Source organism: Thalassotalea litorea, from assembly GCF_005843925.1.
GTDB classification, from domain to species: domain Bacteria; phylum Pseudomonadota; class Gammaproteobacteria; order Enterobacterales; family Alteromonadaceae; genus Thalassotalea_A; species Thalassotalea_A litorea_A.
Window position 1 is genome coordinate 30,023 of the sequence record NZ_VCBC01000018.1, and the last position, 19,045, is coordinate 49,067.

The window sequence follows — 19,045 nt, forward strand, 5'->3', positions numbered from 1 at the left end:
TAACTCAATGTAGTCAACTAATGAAAACAGTGAACGGCAAGGAGATGCCACTTTTAAAAAGTATGGGCATAAAGCCGTTACCGCCAAAGAAAGGACACACTGGCGAATGTCCACTTTGTGGAGGGAAAAACCACATGGCTTGTAGTGAAGCAAATGGTGAATGGTATTTTTACTGTTCTACATGTGGATCTGGAAATTTATTGATGTTTGTTAGCCGTTACTACGAAGAAAATCCGGAAATGGCGTTTAATAACATTATGATGCATTACCTAGGCGGTTTGTCTGATAAACTGGCTGACTACTTCGAATCTGAAGAGTATGATGAGTTGTATTCTCAGGAACACTTTGATTATCAGGCCAATCGGATCCTTAATATCGCTGTACCTGCGTCGCAGCACCCTTACTTAGCAAAGCGCGGATTAGAATGGGATGATATCAATGTAACTGATAAGGATTATCGGTTGATGAAGGGGTTAGATGTTCCTAAAGGATCGTTGATATTACCAATGAGTACAGGTAGTTGCCTTTATGCGCTCGATTTTATTACCCCGGAAGGGGAATCCTTTTCTTTTAATAATGGCTTGGGTGAGGATGAGCATTTCGTGCTTAGAGCAAACGACAACGCGGAAGCAATTGTTGTTGCCCCGGATTTACCCAATGCGTTGATATTAAATGAGGTATTTCACGGTACGATTATCGTCACATCCCAACAAGCCAATTTAACTATGATCCGGGATCTTCTGGCACATTCACATCCAAATGTTAAGTGCTACTTCATCGCGGAGTATGGCAGCTACGGGATGATGGCAAATGATAACGATTTTGACTTTGAATCGGCACTGTATCCCGGAGATTTAATCTTGCATCCGCCGTTTGCACCCGAGCATTTACATGCACTGTCCAACGATACCGCTTCCTTTCACTTGGATTGGTTTACGTTTTCCCAAGTTGCTAGCGATTGGCAAGAGCAATTTTTACGAACGATTGAACGAGAATCATCGGCGCCGACCCAGCTAGTCAATGCCTGGTTAAAAACGGGGGGTGAATATGAATAAGTTACCAGTTAGCTTTTATCATGAGGAAGAGAACCTGGTCTATCGACCAGGTTCCGAGGATGACACACAAAGCAACAAGAGTCTGGTGGTTTCTTCGTTCTTTTCGGTTGTGGCGATGACCCAATTAAAAGGCGAACCGGCAATGGTGGTGCAGTTTGTTACCCGAACCGGTGCTTTAAAACAAGTTGTCTTACCCAAGGCCTGGCTTGCCGACCATGGCGTGAAGATTAGGCAAACCCTTTTGGCTAGTGGTCTGCCTTCTATCAGCACTAATCATAAAGCGAGAGAGCTGGTAAACCATTACCTTGATCAGATGTCGACATTCGATACTGTCAGGGATATCGCACTGGTTGAGAAAGTGGGATGGTTAAGTGATCACTATGTCATGGGGAACCACATCTATGGTATTAGGCCCGATGACTTTTTGTTATTGGGAGGCAATCGATTGAAGGCGCTCCAGCAAGCAGGAACGTTAAAGGATTGGCAGCAACACATTGGCGCGATGGCGGTTGCAAACAGTGCGTTGGCATTTGCCATCGCGGTGGGGTTTTCTGGACCTATCATTAAGCTGCTAAATATGAATGGATTTGGTTTTCATTTTGTTGGCCCAAGCAGCAGTGGGAAGACCACGTTATGTTTGTGTGCCGCTAGCGTCTGGGGTCCTCCGTCGATGATTGAAAATTGGCGCATGACGGACAACGCGTTTGAGCTTCGCGCCCTTTATCACAATGACGGCGTCATCGTAATGGATGAAATTTCTCAAGCATTGCCTTCGCAAGTTTTCGACATGGTATACATGCTGGGGAATGGATTGGGGAAAACCCGGGCCACCAAATCCGGGGAGTTGCGTGATATGGCTAGTTGGCGATTGGTGGCGCTATCTTCTGGCGAGAAAACGTTAGAACACCATTTGGCGATGGGAGATCTAAAGATGCAAGCCGGTCAAGATATTCGTCTTGCGAGCTTGCAAATAGGCGAGCGTGAGTTTGGTGTATTCGACTATTTGTACGGTTTCGCGTCGGGCGGCGAATTTTCTGACCATTTAGTAGACGCTTGCAATAAGTATTACGGTTCTCCTATGCATGTTTTTTTGAGTCATATTACATCGGACGCTGAAAAGTATCGGGATCTATCGAATCAGATTTTCAAGGAATATTATCAATTGCTCTGCGCTAACACGGCAAGTCCCCAACTAAATCGAGTGGCTAAACACGTGGCGGCAGTCGGCACCGCTGCGAGATTAGCGACAGAGTTTCGGATTCTCCCATGGAAAACGGAAGATGTTCAGACAATGATGACGGACATGCTGGCTGTGGTTGCAGAATCCAGAGGAGGAACCGGCGATCTGGAAGATCTTCAATTATTGTCGAGTTTACAAGAGAAACTTGTTGGAAAATCGCAAAGTAATTTTATTGAGATTGGAGATAAAAGGGCTGCCTCGAATTTTTGGGGGTATCGAAAGTATGACGCCGAATACGGTGATGTTTTGATGATCCCGTCGTCACAATGGAAGGTAATTAATAAAGGCCATGATTGGAGAAAGGCTGCCAAGCTCGCTCAGCAGCGAGGTTGGATGGTCCCAACGTCAAACCCCAAAGCGTGGCAGCACAATAGACGGATCGGAGGGTCACAGGTCAAGCACTATATAATCAGACTTGAATGTGTGTGTAATGATGATTTAGAGCAGTTGGCGTTGCCAATTCTGGACACGAATGCTTTGAATGCCAAGTTGATCCCGTCCTATCATCAACCTCATCAGTTAACGGCCTACTCGGTCCAAGTTTGTATCGATAAGGCGCATTGATGCTGGACAATGCCGTTAAACACCAATCGAGTTACCAGTGATACCAGTGCGAATATTCATTGGTATCACTTGCTAGGCCTTATGTTTAAAGGCCGCTACTGCGGTTACCAGTGATGCCGGTTAAAACACAAGGTGAAATGGATGTTAGTTCGTCTACCGTTAAATGAAAGTGCAATTAAGGCCCAGGCAAGAATTGCGGATACCAGTGAAGTTCGCTGCACCCGACATCCACACTTAAAACTTAGATTCCACAAATCGCGAACATCCGGTACCTGGCTGGTGTGGTCAAATGCTCAGTGGAACGTGATTGGTCATTGGCCGCAGATCTCGCTGCAACGCATCGTACAAGGATTGCCGGACATCGCTTTAAGGCTGGCCGTATCGTCAAATGACATTGCTATCAACCAATTTGAGACAGTAGCGGATTTGTTGACGTGGTATGTGACCCGCTGCCAGGCAGATGGTCACTTAAGTCAAACGCGTAAGAGTACTATTGAAAGCTCCGTGCGGCTGCATATATGTCCTAAACTCGGCTTTACTCGCATCGATATGCTTACTAAGTCAATACTTGATAAAAAGTTGATCTGGCCGCTGCAACAGACGTTGTCTATGGGAACGGTGATTAAATATTTTAATATTTTAAAAGCGGCATTTTCACAAGCGCACAAACTAGAATACATCAATATCAATCCGCTATCGAACATCGCGATAAAAGATTTTGGTCGATTTAAACAGCTACCAAGAGCCGCCAGGTTACAACCCGTGATGCTGCCAGAGATCTTAGCATCATTAACCAAAGCCCCCGTACCCACTCGAGTGCTGATGTTGATGCAATTGGTGTTTGGCACACGCGTTGGCGAAACACGACAAGCAAAATGGCGGGATCTCACACTCACCGACGACGGCGTATGGCATATCCCCGCCAATCACACCAAAACTGGGCAGTCCCACCAATTACCCATTCCCGCACCGATGGTGGCATTTCTTCAACATTATCAACACTGGTTGAACGAGCGAGGCGAGTTGTCGGTATATCTATTGCCAAGCGCAAATGGCTCAGGACCAATGACGCACGATGACGCCAGCTATCGTTATAAAGTGTTTAGCGAAGGCATGTTTTCCTCACACGATGTCAGAAAATGCGCGCGCAGCTGCTGGGCGGAGCAGGGCGTGGATTTTTTAGTGGCAGAGCGCTTGTTAAATCATTCGTTGGGTAAAGTCGCGGAAACCTATATTGATACGCAAGTGAGGCAATGGCAGCGGCAGGCGATCGTCAATCATGCCAAATGGCTAGTAGCCTGTCATGCGCATTGTTTTGCCTGGCCGTGTAATTGAGTTGCACCTATAGAATTACGCTGGGAGTTACGCATCAACGTGGCGGCCTAGCCCTGGCGTCATTGTCCATTCAGACCAAGGGGCTCAATATGGCAGTGATGATTATCAAAATACTTTGCAGAGTCTTCACATGTTATGCAGCATGAGCGCTCGAGGAAACTGCTATGACAATGCGGTTGTTGAGAGCTTCTTCGGCTCATTGAAACGGGAGCAAATTCGAAAGTGTCGTTATCGAACGAGGCAAGAAGCCAAGCTCGATATCTTCGATTACATCGAGTGCTTCTACAACCGGAAACGGTTACACAGTTATCTGGGGTTTAAAAGTCCTTCGGACTTTGAAGCTGAACATGATAACGTTAATTAACTGTCCATTTTTATGGGGCAAGATCAAAGAGCGATTTACAGCCATTCAACCTAAGTCAAAAGAATAAACGGTTAGCTGTATCATGAATAAAGCCAAATATTTAGGGATAGTATATCTATTACCTGTAATCCTATACCCCCTGAAAGTTGATCACTTTCAAGATATTTGGATTTGGTACTATTGTGGCTGCAGCAATAACCTAACGACACTTTAAGAGATAAAAAGCAGGGTTTGTCAAAGTGCGCTAGGCGGAAAAAAAAGTAGGCTTTTTCAAAGCTAGTTAAGCGGAATTCTCAAAAGCAATATCGTTTGTTAACGTCATGAGTATTGATACTGATAAAGGTAATCACACCATATTGCGAAACACTAAACAAACAACTACGTTTAATATATCGCTATTAACAAGGAACAGTTATGGCAAAAATTCTTTCTGAACTTACCCCCGGGTTATTTAAACAAACATTAAGAACTCACGCTGTGGATTTTTCTGGTCACGCTTTATGTGACGAAAATCTTAATCAATTTTCAAAAAACACAAAATTAAATGTTGGCCATATATCGTGTAGCGATTGTGTAGATATCATTCGAGCATCTTTTATGGTGAGTCATGAAGAATTAGCACCGGAGCACGATTTTTCAGAATTACCACCAGGGAACTGCCATTAACAGGGTGTAAAGCCTTTCTAGGTCCGTTAAGACGGTCTAAATCGACCCGAAATTTCAATTTAAACAGAAATATCACCTAAGGTTTTTTTAGGTCAGTAAGAATATGGGCTAGCGTCTATATTAGTGAAATATCCCTTTCACTAATATAAGGCATTTTTTAGGCTGGTAATTACTATTGTTGTGTTGTTGTATACTCCACTGATTTGGACCACGCTTCCATTTAGAAATTGCCATCAATAGTAAAAGAGATTTGCCAGGTGTGGGCTGAAAGGATACCAATATGGGTAACTCTCAACTTTTCAATAATATATGTCAGAACTAATTCACTTGATTTAAAGTCATGCCTCTGATGCGTGGCTATTTTTTGTTGTTGGCGCGACGACGGCTAAGCGGCAAACAAGTCTGGTTTGTTGGCAAACACTCTGGGTCTTGTGTTTATTTACGGAGCCAAAATTTCTTCTAGTAATAATGAATGCTACCGCTTTGCTTATAGTGCAATTGGTTTTTTTTGCTCCTTAGTATATTCATTCATTGCATCCTTGAAGGTGTTTAGGCAGTTTTTTTTGGCCTCTTGTTTCATCGATTCGACTTTACTTTCAGGTGCAAGTATGGCCGATCTTATGGATAATGAGTTTGAATCGGGTGATGTAGTTCGAATATAGATATTGTACCCGTGGGTTGTGGTAATTTTTGAGCGGTTTGAGTCAATATAATCAGCATAATAATCGTCCAGAGCTCTATAACCACCCGTGGCATATAATCCCCAATTAGAGACATTTGAAGTGCTTGAGCTTTTCTCTCCTAGGTCAAAATCTGATTTGTTTAATCCAAATCGTTGTATAGCGGCATTGACGACTTTGTCATGTGGTTGAACGTAGGATCTGTATATACTTATCCCGGTAATTAAGCCAGAGGGCATATCGAAATAAAATTCGAAACGCGATCCATCATTAAGTTGAGGTCTAATGTCAGATGGGAGGTTGTAGGCTAAATATTCATTGTAGGCTAGGTATTTTTCATCCATTTGTTCCTCTGTTATTTTTCCAATGGCTCTACCGCTGAAGATAGCTGTTCTACCGTCATCGCCTATATTTTGTGAGATAAGGTTTCCGCACTCTTTCTGGAATTGGTCATAGAAGGAACTTTTTGCAGTAGACGTCCACGTTTCCCCGGCAAAGGTGTAAGAGATGTTGATTTTTCCACTCTCGATGCCGCGTTGATCTTCCTCTTTTTTGTATTTAATATAGCCTTGAAGATTGAGCCCGCCAAAACCTACGTGGGACAAATCATTTCCTGTTATTTCACCTTCTTGTGAAAAGGCATTAACAGATATACTTGCTAGCACAAGAGTGATGAGTGGCACTTTATATTTCATGATTCCTCCCAATAAATTAACTGTTATGTATAGTCCATATTTTGTAGGTTTCAAGATGTCATATCCAGCCTCATGGGTATTTGCTGTGCGGCGACGGCAAAGCAATAACCAAGCGTGCTTTATTGGTAAACACGCCGACTTTTGTGTCTATTTACGGAGCCAAAACTTCCTTTATATGTGTAAACCCTGTTAGTAGTAGGCGGTTTTGAACTGGATAAAGTAGATGTTGAAAAAAGTGTTTACCGGCCTTGGAAAAACTCACGTTGCCCGCGGTGGTTTCCTTGACATACGAAATGAAATCTTCCCTTGGTAGGAAGCTTAATGTATATACCACTGATTTGGACCACGCTTCCATTTAGAAATTGCCATCAATAGTAAAAGAGATTTGCCAGGTTTCCGCTGAGAAGTTGCCAGTGAGGTTGACGAAAACTTACACCGAAATAGGGTTATTAGCTTCAAGGCTTATCTCATATGGTTATGAGATGGTGGCATCGTTTATCTGATGGCGTCTTAACATACGAATAAGCCACTTCAAGCAAGTAAGTTTTACTAACTAGTTCGCACAAGTTCATATGAACACTACTTGAAATTTGAATGTCCGCTTTCATTAATTATCGCAATGAACAGGAAAATAATCGAACTGCTGTTCCTGGCACAAAACGATCATAGATTATCTATTTGATGACAGCTCAAACGGATACTTGCCCACCAAACTTCCTATGAAACTCAAATGAATCTCTTGCGTGCAACCTTTAAGGGAAAATAGCCCTTTATTGGCAATACACAAAATGGTTGACAGTCAAACTCGATACCCGAAACAACAATGAACGCGAATCGCGCCATTTGCTTACGCGCATTCTAAAAATCAACCCCAAAACACCACACCCTAAATCTCAACGAACACGGAGCTGTTAATGGTGCGGTTACGTTAATGTGCACGATGGGTTTACCGGGTAATGCCACCGGTTAACTGACCATATTCGATGAACATGTGCGTGGTGTGACCGATACTATGTTGATTTTTTCTTGACACGCGTCTTGTGATAACCCTTGTCATCTCGGGCCTTGCCAGCGTATTTTCCATTTCCACAACAAGACTGTGGAATAGCGTATGACTATGGTGAAGTCTATTCCTCAGGCGTATAGTCAAGGTAGGGCCAGGTCAATGAGAATGACCGGCATGTTTTAACACAATGACAGACACGGAGGTGGGGAATGGCTGGCAAACAACGTACGTTAACGACCGCCCAAACCTCAGGGGGTCATCAAGCGGACAATCACACCGGTGAGCGACCCGTCGATGCTCGAGAACTGCCTAACCTCGATGGTTCCCTAACCGGGCGAGTTGAGCGCCAACAAGCCTTCGTGCGTCTTCGCGCCAAAGGGCAAAGTTTGCGCACCATCGCCGAGACCTTAAATGTGTCCGTTGGCACGTTATCGAGCTGGCAAAAAGACTTCGAGGTGGTCATCGCCGAGCACCGCGCCATTGAACTTGATGCCTTAAAAGAAGCCATATTCCTGACCAAAGAGCAGCGCATCCAGCAGTTGCATCAACAATATCAATTGCTCTGTGAGGAGCTGGAAAAGCGCGATCTCAGTGATATCGACAGTTATCGATTGATGGAATTAAAACTGAAAGTGTTTCAGTTGGTAAAGGAAGAGTTTCCACCGTGCACGGCGCTCGAATAACCCAGCAGGGCACTCGCCGGGAAGGGATGCGGTACAAGGCTGCCAGGCCCTTCATCGGGCAGACAGGCGGCAGGCTGATAAAGAAAACGATGCACGGACAGCTGATTGAAAAACAACCGATGCCGTGTGTAAGAATCTATGTTCGCAGGGAGGCAAGATGAACAAAACTGAGACAAAACTGAACGCGAATAGCCTGGTACAGGACATCGAACGGCTGCAAGCCTTGCGCCGTTGCGGGGCATTGACCAAGGATGATTTAGAAGCCGAGATCCGCCTGTTGCACTTGAAAATGGCGGCCCATGAGCGATTGGCACTCGAAGATAAAATCACTCATTTGACGCAGTTGTTGGAGGGTCATCACGATGGTAAATAAAGCACAAACCCGCGTCGATAAGCTGATTTTTTCGTCCGCGCTGTCCTCTCAACAGTTGGCCAAGTTGATATTTGTCGTGACGTTAAAAAAACGCTTTGGGCAGGAAACATCCGAGGATAGGGCGCAAGAGCGGGCATGCCTTAAATTTTTGAAAAAAGTTGCGGATGCGCCGACTACATATGACGCAATGCAGTGGCTCAACGTTTATGAGGGGATGGATGCCACATTGAATCAGGGGATGGCTGAGCTTAAAGATCATTTGGAGCAGTTATGGCTGCGCCGACAATGGCTGGTAGACCTTCATAAGGCAATCGAAGATCGTTTTACCACCCCGAAAATCTTTAAAACGCAGCGTGATGCCAATGCCTATATGGCACAACGCAAACAGGCGGCAGAGCAGGCCATTTGTAGCCAGCCGGTATTGCTCGATGAGGTATTGCTGCACAAACTGGTTAAGGCGTTGAAAAAAGACCAACGATTTGATTGGTTAAGCGTGCCTGAAGAGATATCGTTGCTTGAGTTTATAACGACCTGGCAATCGGCGTTTGGCCCGCATTTGGAAACCGTATTACGGGGCGAAGCACAGGCACTCGAACAGGCTCTGGCAAACCTGGAACGTAAACGTAAAAACGAACCTCTCGACGAACGAAAAGCCGCTCGAGAACCCAACCGTGACACTGCAGCTACGCTTGAAGAGCATATCGATATCGCAAATGGTGATGGTCATCACTTTTCATTGACGCGTATGAAAACGGTGACGTTAACGGCATTGATGGATGCCGGCGATCTAGCTGTATTTGGGGCTGTTGCCCTTAGCGCGCTAGCCAAGATTGATGATGAGTACCAATCCCGCTTACAAGCGTTGTTAACAGAACATTGGCAACGGTATATCCCGATAGCGCTCAAGCCCATTTCCTTAGTGCAGGCAAAGGGCGTGACGGACCAAGCATTGTCCAATATCAACCGCCCCCCTTTAACGGAAGACGAAATCGATGCGCAGTTGTTGTCGCTGTGCGTGTTGTTGCATTTTACCAAAAGTCGCGATGAATCCATTAAGCGTCGGATCTGTTTTTACAATGAAATTTTTAAAACAATGACAAAGGCTTTTGCTGATAGCTATGCCTACCAAGAGTTGCCGCAAATTATGGCGCAAATAACTTCCCTGCATAGCCATGTGTCGAGTCAGTGTTTTGATTTGGATTGGTTGATCACCAAATTACCGGCACAAACCTTTTCCTATCAGGAGCTATATCGTGCCACCTTGCTGGATAGCTCTCTAAAAACATCAGGTTCGGTACCCCAAGCCGAGAAAGATATGATCCGACAGCTGAGTAAACATTGGCTGGATACCGGCCTTGATTTTAAAGCCAATAACCAAGCAACTGCTCGATTAAATCAACTGCTCAAAACGGCTGATGTTGATAGGTAGTCGCGCTAACACAGCAAAGCCTTCCGAGAACGTAGTCGTGAATTTACTTTATTGTGCGCCGCTGAAATAACCATAACAATCCTAACGAAAACATCAGGTAAGTGCTCGGTTCAGGTACAGGGGTTCTTTGAATAAACGCAGGGTACAAAAATTGTCGCATGCCATATTCATCATTGGTTAGTGGCGTGAGGTTCCACACTGGGTTGCTTACCCCCACGCCGACGCCGAATGATTCCATTAACAAATCCACGCCTTGAACTTGTAAATGATGTCGTTCCACCGTGAAATATTTATGGAGCCCGCTGGAGGCCGCCGGGTCGAAGGGATCAACCAACAACGCCCAGGAGTTATTCAATGTATTTAAAGGGTCATTCGGATCAAAATTATCGTCAATAAATCCATAAAACGGGCTTCTTTCTACATCGGCTAACCCTAGGGCATGGCCGATTTCATGTGTCAAAACCCGTCGAAACCACGCCAGCGACGATATATTCCGATTCATGCGAATATCTGCACCAATGATAGAACGAGTTCCTGGGTAGTGTTGAGTGCCAGACGTGAGAGTTACTTCATCGTTTGAAGCCCATAAATTAGCCCAAGAGAAACCTCCGGTGTAATCTGGGTTAGTCGCTTTTAAGTCTATTTCGGCTCCTAAAGGAGAGAGATCCCAGGAAACATCCGTATTGGCCGTATCGTCAACAAAGTAGATGGTTGTTCCCAAGCCACTAATTGGGTCTTTTACGGTCCACGCGGCAAATGCTTGTTCAATCGCTAATTCAAACTCTTCTAGTGTTGGTGTAATAGACCAGTTAAACAAGTCCCGGTATGCTTGCAATGAACCTCCTTGCACCGAGTATCGTAAACCGCCAACCAAGGATCGTTCTCCCCCCTCAGTTCCGTAATATTCAGCGTTCCATCTAAATCCACCTTGAAGGTCGGTTCCTGAACCAAAGATGGCTCCGGCATGGACCCGATTGAACATGCTCAGCACAAAGATGACGATCACACATATAAGTTTAGGTCGGTTCATTAGGAGGCTCCCAGTAAGGTTTCTTGTAAAAACTTGCTGAGCAGACTAAGCATAAAACGGGCCGGTAATGTTTATTTGTTAAATATCATAACGTTATTTGTTTTTTGATTGGCCAGTGTTGGGCTCCTGTAAATTCAGTAGACAGATATCTCTTGGTCAACAATGTGGTCAGTCATGCCCATGATGCTTTTCTTTTTGTTGGGCGTATGCGTTTTGTTATCCGTGCCGGTTTGATAGACTTGCTAACGTTTAATGACCTTTCATAATCTATATTCCCCAGAGTCGTGCGCCTAAAATGTCATTTGTGAAATCCATCACCCCAAATTTAATTGGCCAAATACTGAGAAAACCGGTTATCGCTATTGACGATGACGCGATAGTGTTCACCCATAAAAATGGTCAGATAATTCGGTATCCATTTGTTGAATTCAAAGCGTTTGCACGCTCATCGCGATCGGTTTTGGGCGGTAACATCGCGCTTAGACATGGCGCGAAGGTTATTCGCTTGGGGTTGCTTGATAAACTGAATGTTGATGCATTTGTCGATGCATTCAATGTCTTGATTCAACCTTATGTCGAAAACCATCTGACGTCAGTGCAGGAAGAATTTAATCGTTTAACACTTAAGCACTATCCAAGGGATTCATGGCAGCAGGACATTGCGTTACTGATAGGTCAGGTGCATGAAAATTACAGTTTTGCTAAAGAATTGTGTCATAAATATTTAAGTCCGGAATTGGTAAAAAAGCTCCAATCGCTCAACGGGTTTTACCCGCTGGATTTCGCTTCGCTTAGGCGGCTTCATGAACAATATCAACTTGAAAAACGTCAACTATTTTTTGATAACGTGGAATCAAATCCTTTAACAGAAGAGCAGCGTTTGGGAGTGATCCGCTCCAATGACAGAAACATGGTTCTGGCGGCGGCGGGCACAGGGAAAACCTCCGTCATGGTCGCCAAAGCGTTAGATATTATTGATAGAGGACTGGCGTCACCGTCCGAGATATTGGTCTTGGCCTATAACAATGCCGCCGCGAAAGAGCTGAAAGAACGCTTGAACGAAAAAGCAAGTAATGCCGATATCCCATTAGAGTCCGCACCGCATATCTCGACATTTCACGCCTTGGGTCGACATCTGTTGCGTGATTCGGGCCACACGACCCATTTAAGTGTGTTCACTGAGGATAGCGTCAAACTCAAACAGTGGATTTACGAGTGGGTCCTCGACTACGTGGGAACTGATCTGACAAAAATTTTCGATTTGATTGCATTGCATAACCCGCCGGTCGATACCTTTGATTTTACATCGAAGGCAGAATACGAAGCGTACGTGCGAGATAATGAATTCCGCACATTAAATAACGAGTTGGTGAAAGGATACCAAGAGCTTTTGATCGCCAACTTTTTATTTACCAATCAAATTGACTATCAATACGAGGCCCCGTATGTGTGTAAACGGCGTATTGAAGTCGGTTTCGACTATAAACCAGATTTTCATATCTTAGGTACGGATATTTATATCGAGCATTTTGGCATTAATAGGCAAGGGCAAACTCGGCCGGATATTGATGATGCCACCTATAACGACGACATGAATAAAAAGCGAACGTTACATCAAGCACGCGAAACGTCGCTAATCGAAACCTTTCATTATGAGTGGCAAGAGGACCGCTTGCTTACCGGATTAAAACAAAAACTCGCGGCACAGGGGGTTGAATGTGATCCAATGCCGGCGAACGAAATTTTTAACAAGCTCAAAGACCAGGGACAGTTTGCAAGTTGGAGTGAATTATTGCTCAAGGCACTGCAGGCCATTCGTGTGGAACAATTAGACCGTGGTGCGATTTATCAACGTTTAAAGCAAACCGGATTTAAGCAAGCCGATAAGTTTTCGCTTTTGCTTAGTGCGCTGCAAGAGGCATACGTGGCAGAGCTCAAGGTGCAAGAAACGATCGATTTTGACGATATGATCATTCAAGCAGTCGATGTGATCCATGGCGGCAAATTTCAACCTGCTTGGAAATACATTCTCGTTGATGAGTTTCAAGACATTTCCGCTTCTCGCATGGCGCTCCTCAATGCCATCATCGAACGAGGACCAGGACCATCGTTAACGGTGGTTGGCGATGATTGGCAATCCATATACCGATTCTCCGGTGGAAAATTAGAATTGACCACGCGATTTGATGAGCTTGTCGGGCCTTGTTCGTTAACCAAACTGCAAAAAACGTTTCGCTACAATAATTCGATTGCCAATACGGCCGGGCAATTTATCATGGCGAATCCTGAGCAATACGAAAAGCACATTGAAACGCATGCGCACGTTGATAAACCACAAGTATATTTGCTCGATGATAAACGTGACCTCCCAAATGGCTTGTACGAGCGCGTTTTTGACGTGGTCAGTAAAATACGTAATGCAGATCCCGGGGCAAGTGTGGCCGTTATGGCTCGTTATCATTATTTGTTGACTGCGGCACAACGGCTGTTATGGGCACGAGGTGTCAAAGATAACGTAGATTATTGGACGTTTCATAAGTCAAAAGGGTTAGAAGCGGATTATTGCATATTGATCGGTTTTTTCCAGGGCAAATTAGGGTTTCCAAGCGAGAGTCAGGATGAGGCGGTGATCGATGCATTGTTGCCGTCATTAGACTCCTTTCGTCACTCGGAGGAGCGCCGACTATTGTATGTCGGGCTCACTCGTGCGAGGGAAAAGAGTTACATTATCGCTGATCCCACGTCCCCTTCGGCATTTGTTACGGAATTGCTCGATCCCAAATTTGAAATAAACATTGCCTCAGAGGCCTTTCAGGCAAGTTTTCGGGAATCCTTTAAATGTCCTCATTACGCAACCGGCTTTTATCGCAAGGTACGAGGACAATACGGTGATTTTTATGCGTGTAGCACGGGCAGAGGCTGTAAGGTGGTCAAAGCCAGAGCCTGTACAAACTGTGGTTACCCATCTATTGATAAACAGAATGAGAGTGTTTGTAATAATTCATCTTGTCAGCACACATTCAAAACTTGTGAGCAATGCGGTCGTCCGATGAAAAAACGATTAGGAAAATATGGCGAATTTTGGGGGTGCACAGGTTATGCACTTAGCGCCGATCCATGTGATCACACAGTTAAAATCATCTAGGATGTTATAACACGTCTATTGATAGGTGTTGGACAGAAAGGTTTGGAATTTGAAAAACTCTAGTATTTGGAACTTCACGGCGCTGAATATAGTGAGCTGAATTAGTTCCAACTAGAGCTGACAATTCTTTAGCTTCTTGCTTTACGGCGCTGATGTCGGGCGGCATCGACCCTATCGTTAAGGGGGCAATTGACGTTCACCATCGTGCAGATGGTCTGCAATTCATCAGCAAGTTTTCTTTGGGAGCGCAACGTGGCTCTTCCATGAGCTCGGTTGCGCATAGCTTCATCAAGGAGGATGGTGCTAAGGAAATTATGAGTGCACACTATCCGATAGGCAAAAACTATTTATAGCCAGCTGTTTTATAAGGGCTGCAGGTCGGTCTCCGGATACCTTCGTTTTTTCACCGAGCAAAATTTGCTAGTGAGTCGCAATGTTGTTACTGTGACAATGCATTTATAAAGGATGTTAACTTACTAATAAAAAAGGAATTGTCATGAAATTACACATAATAATTAAAGCATCGCTTTTTACTCTTCTAGCTTTAACTTTTAACGCCAATGCTCATTCCGGCAGAACAGACGTTAATGGTGGTCACAATTGCTCTCAGAAATCGAAAGATAAGGGCTTGTGTAGTGGTTACCATTATCATGGTACGACTAAACATACTCATGCGAAAAAGGCAGAAAAGGCTACAGCCAAATCGAATTAATTGAGGGAGGCAAACGCCTCCTATTGTTTATTCAAAAAAACCTGCAGCCGAAGTTTCGTAACGTGCTTCCTGCTCAGGAGATAGCAAAGGCATGAAGTTGATACCGCTTTGGCTTTCAAGTTCATCAATGCTAATGCTAAACGTACTCAATTCATTTGACTCGGTGCTTTGCTCGATAAAGTAAGCACCGACCTTATCGCTGTCTCTGTCGATGATTATCTTATAGAAGCCTTTAGGCACTTCGACATTGTCGCCAATGACCGTATCGGTCTTATCTATACCTGCATCCGAAATAGCTCCAGTAATGACGTAAAGGTCTGCCCCAAAATCTCTAGAGTGGGCACGAATTTCGTTTTCCAGCTTTAGCCAAACACCGCGGTTAAATGCAGCCAGCATCGGCGCCACATTTGAATAGACGTTAGTGTCGAGCGCATCTTGCAAAATTCCTGTATCGCCCCAAGGTACCATGTGGCCTCGGTCGTAACCTGTGTATGAATAGTCGCTAGACGTTGCTTGAACCACAGTCGATGGCAGGAGCGGATCAGCGCTGAAGTTATTCTCGCGGTCAACATAGTTTAAGGCTTCGTTAACCGTGACTTCATGGCTGGTGAAGCGAGGAATTTTAGCATTGACATCGTAAGCGATTAGGTAGTCGTTGTGACAGACAGGGATGACTTCCTCTGACAGTGTTGGAGCTCCCCAAAGTACATGATGATCGCAGGTGATATCAAGAGTGAAGGACGTCTTCTCTGGTGGCTTAGTTTCAGTTGTTTCGGTACCGCCTCCGCAACCTGCGATAACTGAGCACCAAAAGCTCGCTATAAGAAGGGGGGTATTGTTGTTATTCATAGTCACTATTTTCTTTAACTTTAAGTTGGCTCTTTTATTCGAGAGAGTTAAAATGTGATGCTTTCATATAGGTTATCCAATCCCAAGCAGGTTTAGCGCAATTATGTTTTTCTTTCGGTTATGCCTTAAAGTGTAGGTTCGATTATATCGGTTGTAATCGTGTGTTTCTCTAGTAGTTGCTCTGTCGTTTGTCGCAGTAATCGCAATTCGTCGTACATGGCAATAAACAGCAACCACATACCAAAGAAGAAACAAATCACTAACCAGATTGCCCCTATTCGGAACCATCCCCCGGCGGTATCTATGGCACCCGGTGTCGTTGCTAGGTGATAGAATCCTGCGACAGAACCTACTAAAAATAAAAATAGAAATAAGGCATTACAGCCACTAAAGAAATTAGCAAATGCTCTGTTCATGGTTTGTACTCTGTGTTTAAAGTTTTGGGGAGATTTATTGGCTCCTTTACTCCCATTCCTTGAATACTACCTGTTAGCCAGATTTGTTCCATTGTTTGAAACAACGCTGGGGATATGGCAAGACTTTGTTGGTTTACCCCTCTCAGCGACATCTCTTGTTAGTTTTTACCGTTGTAGCTAACGTAAAAATTGATAAACACAACTGCACTTGCTCTCAGGAATTATACAGCACTGTATATTTGCATCAAAACTGAACCGTCTTTATCACTATATTTTATTTTGCTTTTCATTAGATGATTAGTGCATATTATCTGGTTCAGGTTTGAGTGCAATTTCGCTGACTTTTTGGCTCATTTCTGAATGCAAATTTACATACGATGGCTTTGAATGGGCTTAATGGACACTCTATTAGCACTGTACATTAGCTAACCGGATAACAAAGCTTGTAAGAGAGTGACGCCATGACAGAAAGAACTGGACGATTGGATGGATTACTACAACAATGAACGGCCGCATCAAGGAAAAGTGTGCTGTGGCAGAACGCTAATAGAAACGCTTAAGGATGGCAAACAGATTTGGAAAGAAAAGAATTTAGCTCAAATCTGAACTGACAGATACCTTGTCCAAAAATGGGTAACTGTCAGATCAGGTCTGAGCTAGTACAACACTAATTTAAGCTGCAGATTCCTGGCGTTTACTCAACGGTTTACCTAGCTTTGAACTAAGTATACGATTGACTTCTCTAATAAGGTGAAATCGTTGCATGATACTCGCAGTTAAGCATTCTTCTGACAAAGCTTTATCAATATCTTCATTTGACCACATCTTTCGATTCTTCATAGAAAGAATACCGGCAACTGATTCCATTAATTGCTGTTCGAACCACTCCATCACGGTGTCAGAAATCACTTCTGCTGAATTAGGAACATCCTTATACTCAGTCAAAAAGTGATGAATAACATCTTGAAAACCCATAAAATCTTTGTTTGCTTTTATTAAGTTTTCTGAGCTGATATAAAGTGCCGCTCTATCTTCAAGCTCACCTTCATCCCTCGTTTTTTCTCGAAGACTTACCCAATCAACTCTTGGAAAAGGATTTGGACGAACTTCTTTAGCTTTTGAACCGGAGTTTTTTCGGCGCCCGGTTAAGATATCCTCTACTCCCCCAGGCTTTACTCCTGTAGTACCACCGGATGCACCGCCTCCATCGCTATTCGTACCTCCACCTTTTTTTCTTGGCTCGGATGTTGACTCAGACCCCGTTGCAACTAAGGAGCCATCGTCTACATTATACTCGCCCGTCGGCGATGGTTTATAACGACTTACTTTGTAAAATTTCGATAGTGCTTTAAGGCGCTCGGTAATACTGTCACTGTGGGAATCTTTGGATGCCTTTTGAACGAGAGATTGTACATATTCTTTTATCTCCGGAGGCATTTTAGATTTAAACTCTTCCGACCAACGAGACCAAGGCATTGGATTACCATCTATTCTCATGAGAGCAGTCCTTTGAACGTTTTGATTGTATTGGCCTTTAGGTTCAATCAAAAGAACTACATGCTTAGCTCCAAATAAGATACCAAACATTGACGCTCTATTTGCCCTGCCGTCGGTGCGGTCAAAAATCTCTCCTTCATGAATTATGGACGTATTTCCTGTGACATAATGTCTGCCATGACCTTGTACTCCCTCATTTAAAATAAACCAATGAACATCAGCATCGGACAAAACAACAGTACCTGAATGCACTGCATTTGATTCGTATATATGTTTTTGTCCCTTCGCAATTAATAAATGGTTGTGCTTAGTGTTTTCTCTAGGTCTGTTGTAACCAATGCGAACCTTAATGTCGATATTTTCGTCGATTTCGTAGAACCTTTCGTTTATCGTTCTGTAAATCCAACTTTCTCTTGTTAGATTTACTCCGTCTGGGAGTTGCATTGTATCTTCATCGATTGTTTTACCTATAAGAGTAACTCTGGTGCCATGGTCCACAATAATATCCGGTTTATCGTCTTCATCAACACTTCGGAAGTAACCGTATTTACCATCGCCAAGATCCAATTGAGCACATCCATATTGATCTGTTTCTTCGTCATATCGAAGAACTATTTCATTGCCCTCGCCATTTTTCCATGAACGGTAAATTATGCCTGCTGGATTTCTGGTCAAAGCAGATATCTTTGCGCCAAGCCCAAAGTTTTCATACTGGTTTCGACCTCCTGAAGAAGATAGGTCTTTGATGTATTTAAGCATATCCTCGCCGGTCATCCCATCACCGGTGTCAGTAAACGACATTTTGAAGAAGCCCATATCCTCATAAAACTCCCAGTCTACATCCACTAAGATCGTACCTGTTTTTTTTGTTCTGGTTATAGATTCCATCCCATTTTTTAAGAACTCACGAACAAACTGCGTCGGACCGCAGTCACGACCAAGTCTCTCAAGCATGCGTGTGAAGCCGCTTTCTGCAACTTTTGAAGCTAGAATATTTGACATAGTGTTACCTCATTAATATTGAAATGATTTAATTGAATTAGATTTTTTATCGAGTTAATGAGGGTTAAGTTGGACGGGGTTGCATAATTTTTCTCCTTCAAATGACAATCAAAGGGCCGTAAATACGGGCGTTTAATTATCGTTGCCAGAAATACTTTCAGGTTACGGGGACTAAGTCGCGGTTTCCTGAAAGTCGCTAATGTATTGTTTTAATATTTACTTTTTTACAGTTGATGTCAATTCCCCGAAAAACTTTTTTGAAAAATATTTTTCGACTTTTGTTTTTAGAAACACCAAATTCGTA

Annotated in this window: 14 protein-coding genes and 2 pseudogenes; 11 read left to right on the forward strand and 5 right to left on the reverse strand. The window is 43.8% G+C overall.

The window, feature by feature from the left end; translation table 11 throughout:
* The first annotated feature begins 20 nt into the window (after positions 1-20).
* The 5 genes and pseudogenes from FE810_RS15395 (at position 21) to FE810_RS15415 (ending at position 5,224) form a co-directional block, all read left to right on the forward strand.
* Positions 21-1,055, forward strand: a complete 1,035-nt coding sequence (locus FE810_RS15395; protein ID WP_138321269.1) for a primase/helicase family protein — start codon at positions 21-23, stop codon at positions 1,053-1,055.
* Positions 1,048-2,859: a DUF927 domain-containing protein gene (locus tag FE810_RS15400; protein WP_138321271.1), complete on the forward strand. Its 1,812-nt coding sequence runs from the start codon at positions 1,048-1,050 to the stop codon at positions 2,857-2,859. The genes FE810_RS15395 and FE810_RS15400 overlap by 8 nt, the downstream gene beginning before the upstream one ends.
* A 141-nt stretch (positions 2,860-3,000) precedes the next feature.
* Positions 3,001-4,194 (forward strand): tyrosine-type recombinase/integrase, encoded by a 1,194-nt coding sequence (locus tag FE810_RS15405; RefSeq protein ID WP_138321273.1) that lies wholly within the window; start codon positions 3,001-3,003, stop codon positions 4,192-4,194.
* 34 nt (positions 4,195-4,228) lie between these two features.
* Positions 4,229-4,558 (forward strand): annotated as a pseudogene (locus tag FE810_RS15410) (IS3 family transposase); the annotation flags it as partial.
* Between the two features lie 414 nt (positions 4,559-4,972).
* Positions 4,973-5,224, forward strand: a complete 252-nt coding sequence (locus FE810_RS15415; RefSeq protein WP_138321276.1) for a hypothetical protein — start codon at positions 4,973-4,975, stop codon at positions 5,222-5,224.
* Positions 5,225-5,711: 487 nt separating this feature from the next.
* On the opposite strand, the gene FE810_RS15420 is transcribed toward FE810_RS15415, so the two are convergent.
* The gene (locus tag FE810_RS15420; protein WP_138321278.1) at positions 5,712-6,599 is read right to left on the reverse strand and encodes a hypothetical protein; all 888 of its coding nucleotides are present in this window, start codon (positions 6,597-6,599) and stop codon (positions 5,712-5,714) included.
* A gap of 1,215 nt (positions 6,600-7,814) precedes the next feature.
* On the opposite strand from FE810_RS15420, the gene FE810_RS15425 reads away from it, so the two are divergent.
* The 3 genes from FE810_RS15425 to FE810_RS15435 all read left to right on the forward strand — a co-directional run bounded on the left by FE810_RS15425 (position 7,815) and on the right by FE810_RS15435 (position 10,090).
* Positions 7,815-8,288 carry a helix-turn-helix domain-containing protein gene (locus FE810_RS15425; RefSeq protein WP_138321280.1) on the forward strand — a complete coding sequence of 158 codons (474 nt, stop codon included), beginning with the start codon at positions 7,815-7,817 and terminating at the stop codon, positions 8,286-8,288.
* 157 nt (positions 8,289-8,445) lie between these two features.
* A complete protein-coding gene (locus tag FE810_RS15430; RefSeq protein WP_138321282.1) occupies positions 8,446-8,661 on the forward strand; it encodes a hypothetical protein in 216 nt (71 codons plus the stop codon).
* On the forward strand, positions 8,651-10,090 hold the full coding sequence (locus tag FE810_RS15435; RefSeq protein ID WP_138321284.1) for a hypothetical protein: 1,440 nt from the start codon (positions 8,651-8,653) through the stop codon (positions 10,088-10,090). The genes FE810_RS15430 and FE810_RS15435 overlap by 11 nt, the downstream gene beginning before the upstream one ends.
* A gap of 43 nt (positions 10,091-10,133) precedes the next feature.
* Here the strand turns inward: FE810_RS15435 and FE810_RS15440 are convergent, their stop codons facing one another.
* Positions 10,134-11,120 (reverse strand): PEP-CTERM sorting domain-containing protein, encoded by a 987-nt coding sequence (locus FE810_RS15440; RefSeq protein ID WP_138321286.1) that lies wholly within the window; start codon positions 11,118-11,120, stop codon positions 10,134-10,136.
* Positions 11,121-11,415: 295 nt separating this feature from the next.
* Between FE810_RS15440 and FE810_RS15445 the strand changes: the two genes are divergently transcribed.
* Positions 11,416-14,265, forward strand: coding sequence for a UvrD-helicase domain-containing protein (locus FE810_RS15445; protein WP_138321288.1), 2,850 nt, complete (start codon positions 11,416-11,418; stop codon positions 14,263-14,265).
* Between the two features lie 496 nt (positions 14,266-14,761).
* Positions 14,762-14,977, forward strand: coding sequence for a YHYH domain-containing protein (locus FE810_RS15450; RefSeq protein WP_138321290.1), 216 nt, complete (start codon positions 14,762-14,764; stop codon positions 14,975-14,977).
* 27 nt (positions 14,978-15,004) lie between these two features.
* On the opposite strand, the gene FE810_RS15455 is transcribed toward FE810_RS15450, so the two are convergent.
* Together FE810_RS15455 and FE810_RS15460 are read right to left on the reverse strand one after the other, a co-directional pair.
* Positions 15,005-15,826, reverse strand: coding sequence for a DNA/RNA non-specific endonuclease (locus tag FE810_RS15455; protein ID WP_138321292.1), 822 nt, complete (start codon positions 15,824-15,826; stop codon positions 15,005-15,007).
* Positions 15,827-15,951: 125 nt separating this feature from the next.
* On the reverse strand, positions 15,952-16,242 hold the full coding sequence (locus tag FE810_RS15460; protein ID WP_138321294.1) for a hypothetical protein: 291 nt from the start codon (positions 16,240-16,242) through the stop codon (positions 15,952-15,954).
* 465 nt (positions 16,243-16,707) lie between these two features.
* On the opposite strand from FE810_RS15460, the pseudogene FE810_RS15465 reads away from it, so the two are divergent.
* Positions 16,708-16,848 (forward strand): annotated as a pseudogene (locus FE810_RS15465) (IS481 family transposase); the annotation flags it as partial.
* A 66-nt stretch (positions 16,849-16,914) separates the two neighbouring features.
* On the opposite strand, the gene FE810_RS15470 reads toward FE810_RS15465, so the two are convergent.
* On the reverse strand, positions 16,915-18,741 hold the full coding sequence (locus FE810_RS15470; protein ID WP_138321296.1) for an ATP-binding protein: 1,827 nt from the start codon (positions 18,739-18,741) through the stop codon (positions 16,915-16,917).
* Between the last annotated feature and the right edge of the window lie 304 nt (positions 18,742-19,045).

Coding starts and splice junctions, on each gene's coding strand:
- FE810_RS15395 (WP_138321269.1), top strand. CDS start 21: ATGAAAACAGTGAACGGCAAGGAGATGCCACTTTTAAAAAGTATGGGC.
- FE810_RS15400 (WP_138321271.1), top strand. CDS start 1,048: ATGAATAAGTTACCAGTTAGCTTTTATCATGAGGAAGAGAACCTGGTC.
- FE810_RS15405 (WP_138321273.1), top strand. CDS start 3,001: ATGTTAGTTCGTCTACCGTTAAATGAAAGTGCAATTAAGGCCCAGGCA.
- FE810_RS15415 (WP_138321276.1), top strand. CDS start 4,973: ATGGCAAAAATTCTTTCTGAACTTACCCCCGGGTTATTTAAACAAACA.
- FE810_RS15420 (WP_138321278.1), bottom strand. CDS start 6,599: ATGAAATATAAAGTGCCACTCATCACTCTTGTGCTAGCAAGTATATCT.
- FE810_RS15425 (WP_138321280.1), top strand. CDS start 7,815: ATGGCTGGCAAACAACGTACGTTAACGACCGCCCAAACCTCAGGGGGT.
- FE810_RS15430 (WP_138321282.1), top strand. CDS start 8,446: ATGAACAAAACTGAGACAAAACTGAACGCGAATAGCCTGGTACAGGAC.
- FE810_RS15435 (WP_138321284.1), top strand. CDS start 8,651: ATGGTAAATAAAGCACAAACCCGCGTCGATAAGCTGATTTTTTCGTCC.
- FE810_RS15440 (WP_138321286.1), bottom strand. CDS start 11,120: ATGAACCGACCTAAACTTATATGTGTGATCGTCATCTTTGTGCTGAGC.
- FE810_RS15445 (WP_138321288.1), top strand. CDS start 11,416: ATGTCATTTGTGAAATCCATCACCCCAAATTTAATTGGCCAAATACTG.
- FE810_RS15450 (WP_138321290.1), top strand. CDS start 14,762: ATGAAATTACACATAATAATTAAAGCATCGCTTTTTACTCTTCTAGCT.
- FE810_RS15455 (WP_138321292.1), bottom strand. CDS start 15,826: ATGAATAACAACAATACCCCCCTTCTTATAGCGAGCTTTTGGTGCTCA.
- FE810_RS15460 (WP_138321294.1), bottom strand. CDS start 16,242: ATGAACAGAGCATTTGCTAATTTCTTTAGTGGCTGTAATGCCTTATTT.
- FE810_RS15470 (WP_138321296.1), bottom strand. CDS start 18,741: ATGTCAAATATTCTAGCTTCAAAAGTTGCAGAAAGCGGCTTCACACGC.